We start from the raw sequence: 4,834 nt of genomic DNA, 5'->3' as shown, positions 1-4,834 counted from the left end.
CTGACGCGCCAGCAGCGACTCCGCGTACCGCGACTTGCCGGAGCGTACGCCTCCGGTGACCAGCACTCTGCGGCTCATGTCCGCCCCTCTCACCCCGTGAAGGCCGTCCTGGCTCCAGCTCTCCTGCGAGCCTCGCACGGTGCAGGCCCGACCGCCTCACCGGGTCTCACGTGGCGGCTGTCCTGGCCGGCGCAGGCCACGAGGGCTCCCGCCGTCGTACGGTCGACCCATGCACCGGGTGGTCCTCTCGCTGGCGACGACGGTGGTCGCGCTCACCGCATGCTCCTCGGCGGCAGACCGCGTCGACGACGTCTCCTCAAACCCCACCCCGGCCCCCGCGTCACTGGCCCCGCCCGCACTCGCGACGCTGCCCGGGGGCTGGTTCGCCGAGCCGCTTCCGGGCCGGACACGACCGGCGTCCGTGGAGGCGGCCGGTGACCGCCTCGTGGTCGGCGGGTCGGTCGGCAGCGGAGACGGTGCACGTCCGCGCCTGCTGGCGCACGAGGGATCGGTCTGGGCAGACGTCCCGCTGGAGCCTGCCACGGGGTACGGCCGCATCGCGTCCCTGGTCCACCTCGCCGTCGCTCCCGACGGTGGCGTCGTCGCCCTCGGCAACGCGACGGGAGGCGCGCACCTGATGCCGCGCTGGACGGCGTGGTCGGGGACGCTCGACGGCGTCGCGGAGGTGCCTCAGGTCTTCGAGACCTTCGGCGGTCCGTCGGCCGGAGGGCTCACCGGGCTCACGGCCGCTCCTGTCGACGCTGTCGTCGGGAGCTGGGCGACGTCGCCGTCGCGCCTGTCCCCCGCCGTGTGGCGCGAGGACGGCGGCCGATGGGTTCGGCGCACCGACATCGGTCCCTTCTCCAGCGCCGGCGACGTCCAGGCCCTGCCGACGGCCGTCGGCGCGACCGGGTCCGCGGTCGTGGTCGTCGGCACCGAGACCGTGACCGCCGACGCCGGCACCCGTCAGACCGCGGCCGCGTGGACCACACCGGACCTGCGGACGTGGCGACGGCTCGCGCTGGGCCCGTCCGACGGTCCTTCCAGCGGAGCCGTCGACGTCGCGTGCGCCGGTGACGCCTGCCTCGTCGCGGGATGGGTCGGCGACCGGCTCGCCGGGTGGCGCATCGGTGCCGAGGACGTCCGCCGCATCCGGCTGCCTGCGGTCCGGGTCGAGCCGTACGTCGCACAGCCGCGCGCCGCGTACGACGGCTCGTGCGCAGCGATCGCGGTCGGAGCAGAGTCCCGTACGGCGCTGGTCTCGGCCGACACCGCACGCTGGGCCGCCACCGACCTGCCGCAGCCGCACGTGTCGCACCTGGCGATGACACGCGGGCGACTGTTCGTGCTGACGCCTGACGGGGCGACCGCGCTGGTCTCGCATGCCGAGGCCTGCGACCTCCGATGATCGCCGGGCCGCCTCGCTCCGACGGAGGTCAGCAGACCGAGGCCGCCAGCGGGACGAGCGTCTCCGCGCACCCGGCGTCGAGCTTCAGGGTTGCCAGGTCGTCCCCGCGGGTCGCCCCCCGGTTCACGATCACCACGGGCTTCCCGGCCTTCGCCGCCTGCCGGACGAAGCGCAGCCCGGACATCACCTGCAGCGACGACCCGACGACGAGAAGCGCGTCCGCGGCGTCGACCAGCGCGCGGCAGTGCTCCACGCGCGGCTTCGGGACGCTCTCGCCGAAGAAGACCACGTCCGGCTTCAGGATGCCGCCGCACCTCAGGCACGGGGCGACCCGGAACGTGCTGGTCTCCTCCAGCACCGCGTCGCCGTCGGGTGCGATCGCGTACGCGCCGTCGCCGTAGCCGGGGTTCAGGACGTCGAGCCGTTCGTGCAGCTCGGCGCGCGGCGAACGGGCGCCGCAGCCCAGGCAGACGACGTCGGCGATCCGCCCGTGCAGGGCGACGAGCTCGCGCTGGCCGGCGGCCTCGTGCAGCCCGTCGACGTTCTGGGTGATCACCGCTGAGACCACGCCGGCCTGCTCCAGGGCGACCAGCGCGTGGTGGGCGGCGTTCGGCTCGGCACCGGTCATGTGCCGCCATCCGATGTGGGCCCGGGCCCAGTAGCGCTGTTGCGCCTGCGGGCTGGCCACGAACTCCTGGTACGTCATCGGCTGACGCGGCACCGAGCCCGGCCCGCGGTAGTCCGGGATGCCGGAGTCGGTGCTGATGCCAGCGCCGGTCAAAGCGACCACGCGCCGCCCGTCGAGCAGGGCACGCACCTCGTCGAGCGCCGGCTGCTCAGTGACGATGTCCACGCTTCCAGCGTACGAGGGACCCGGCGACGCGACGGCGTCTACGCTGGCCAGCGTGAACAGCCGGGTCGCGTGGAGCAAGGGTGTGGTGGTCCCCGCTGCGCTCGGGGTGCTGTGCGCGACGGCCGGGCTGCTGACGTGGGCGGGCGCCGGCGCGGACGCGCGTGTGGGTGCGGCCAGCGTGAGCGCGTACGACCCACCGTCCACGGCTGCGGCCACGGCCTCCACCGCCGCTCCTCTCCTCGCGACCTCGTCGCTCGACTCGGGCGTCGGGAGGCTCGGATCGGGCCTCGACCGCGGATGGGTGTCGGCGGAGGCCGGTCGGACCGGGATCGCGGCCAGGGCGGTGACCGCCTACGCGAGAGCCGCCCTGCGGCTCGAGGAGGAGGATCCCGGTTGTCGCCTGGGGTGGACGACGCTGGCCGGCATCGGCTGGGTCGAGTCGCAGCACGGCACCATCGACGGCAACACGCTGCTCGCCGACGGGACCACCCGGCGACCGATCCACGGTCCGGCGCTCGACGGCACCGGCGGCGTCTCCGCGCTCGCGGCCTCGGCCGACGACACCGCCGCCCACGGCAACCCGGCCTGGGACCACGCCGTCGGCCCGATGCAGTTCATCGGGAGCACGTGGCGACGGTGGGGCTCCGACGGCGACGGCGACGGCGTGGCAGACCGTGCGGACCTCGACGACGCCGCGTACGCCGCCGGCCGTTATCTGTGCGCCAACGGCGACGACCACAACACCGGGTCACGGGTGACCGCCGCGGTGGGTCTACACACCTCAACGTCGCCTAGTTTGGGGGGGTGCTGGCCGCGGCCGACTCCTACGGCGCCTGAGCGCCGACGGGCTCCGACTCAGTCCGCTCTCCGAGGCGCTTGGCGAGCGCGTCGCCCTCGATGTCGAGGTCCGGGATGATCTTGTCCAGCCAGGCGGGAAGCCACCAGGCGGAGCGGCCGGCGATCGCCATGAAGGCCGGGATCAGCGTCATCCGGACCAGGAACGCGTCGGCGAGGATGCCGAAGGCGAGCCCGAAGCCGATCGGCTTGATCATCGCCTCGTCGCTGATGATGAAGCTGCCGAAGACCGAGATCATGATGATCGCCGCGGCGGTCACCACGCGGGCGCTGTGGCTGAACCCGTTGACGACGGCGCGCTGGGCGTCCTTGCTGTGGACGTAGTCCTCCCGCATCCGCGACACCAGGAACACCTGGTAGTCCATGGCGAGCCCGAACAGGATGCCCACCATGAGCAGCGGCAGGATGCTGATGATCGGCCCTGGCGTGTCCACACCGAACACGTCGGCCAGCCAGCCCCACTGGAAGACCGCCACGGTCGCGCCCAGCGCCATCCCGATGGTGAGGAGGAAGCCCAGGACCGCCGACAGCGGCACCAGGATCGAGCGGAACACCAGGATCAGCAGCACGAACGCCAGGCCCACCACCAGCGTCAGATAGACGGGCAGGGCGTCGGCCAGCTTCTCCGACACGTCCACCGAGACGGCCGTCTGACCGCTGACCAGCACGTCGGCACCCGTCTCGCCCTTCACGTCCTGCACGGCGTCACGGATCTCGCCGACCAGGTCCTGGGTCTCCTGGTCTGCGGGGCCGCTCTTGGGGACGACGGTGATCGTGGCGAGGTCGGTGTCCGGCATCGGCTGGCCGGGCACGACCGCGGCCACGTCGGTGTCGATGCCCTCGACGGCCTTCGTCGTCTCCGCCACCGCGGCCTCGGGATCGTCGGCCTTCGCGGTGTCGACGACCACGAGGAGCGGTCCGTTCGACCCCGCCCCGAACCCCTCGGCGATGAGGTCGTACGCCTTGCGCTGGGTCGTCCCGACCGAGGCGGTGCCGTCGTCGGGCAGGGACTCCTCCAGCGAGAGGACGGGGATCGAGGCGACGAGCGCGACGGCCACACCGAGCACGGCGACGACGGCCTTGCGCCGGGTGACGAGTCCGGCCCAGCGCTGGCCCATGGCCGGCTTGCCCGAGTGGTCGTCCGCCTCGGGGTCGTGCTGCCGCAGACCCGGGATCTTGCCCTTGATGATGCGGCGCTTGGAGAAGCCGAAGAGGGCCGGCAGCAGGGTCAGGGCGATGAGCACCGCGATCGCGACCGTGGCCGCGGCGGCGAGTCCCATCTCGGTGAGGATCGAGATGTTGACGACCGACAGTCCGACGAGGGCGATGACGACCGTCAGCCCGGCGAAGACGACCGCGCTGCCGGCGGTGCCGACCGCACGCCCGGAGGCCTCCTCCGGATCGCGTCCGACCATCACCTCGTGCCGGTACCGGGACACGATGAAGAGCGCGTAGTCGATGCCGACCGCGAGCCCGAGCATGGTGGCGAGGATGGGCGTGGTCGAGCCCAGCGACATGAAGCCGGTCAGGGTGGTGATCCCAGCGACGCCGATGCCGACGCCGATCAGCGCGGTCAGCAGCGGCATGCCGGCCGCGATCAGCGAGCCGAACGTGATGATCAGGACGATCAGCGCGACGACGACGCCGATGATCTCCGAGCTCCCGGTCTCGGGGATCTGGGTCAGCGCGTCACCGCCCACCTCGACGGTCATGCCGGC

The 4,834-nt window shown here is 72.9% G+C and carries 4 protein-coding genes; 2 read left to right on the top strand and 2 right to left on the bottom strand.

All coding sequences use genetic code 11. The annotated features are described in order from the left end of the window. Positions 1–229 precede the first annotated feature (229 nt). The gene (locus PV363_RS15890) at positions 230–1,408 is read left to right on the top strand and encodes a hypothetical protein (RefSeq protein ID WP_301022836.1); all 1,179 of its coding nucleotides are present in this window, start codon (positions 230–232) and stop codon (positions 1,406–1,408) included. A gap of 28 nt (positions 1,409–1,436) precedes the next feature. On the opposite strand, the gene PV363_RS15885 is transcribed toward PV363_RS15890, so the two are convergent. After that, positions 1,437–2,261, bottom strand: a complete 825-nt coding sequence (locus PV363_RS15885; protein WP_220342304.1) for an NAD-dependent protein deacetylase — start codon at positions 2,259–2,261, stop codon at positions 1,437–1,439. Positions 2,262–2,313: 52 nt separating this feature from the next. Between PV363_RS15885 and PV363_RS15880 the strand changes: the two genes are divergently transcribed. Beyond that, entirely contained in the window at positions 2,314–3,177 is an 864-nt protein-coding gene (locus PV363_RS15880) for a lytic murein transglycosylase (protein ID WP_301022835.1), read from the top strand. Here the strand turns inward: PV363_RS15880 and PV363_RS15875 are convergent. Beyond that, on the bottom strand, positions 3,086–4,834 hold a 1,749-nt coding region (locus PV363_RS15875; RefSeq protein WP_301022834.1), incomplete at its 5' end, for an MMPL family transporter. The genes PV363_RS15880 and PV363_RS15875 overlap by 92 nt on opposite strands.

Source organism: Mumia sp., from assembly GCF_028803055.1.
Taxonomy (GTDB): Bacteria; Actinomycetota; Actinomycetes; order Propionibacteriales; family Nocardioidaceae; genus Mumia.
The sequence above is the reverse complement of the archived record's forward strand: the minus strand, read 5'-3'. Positions and strand labels throughout refer to the sequence as shown.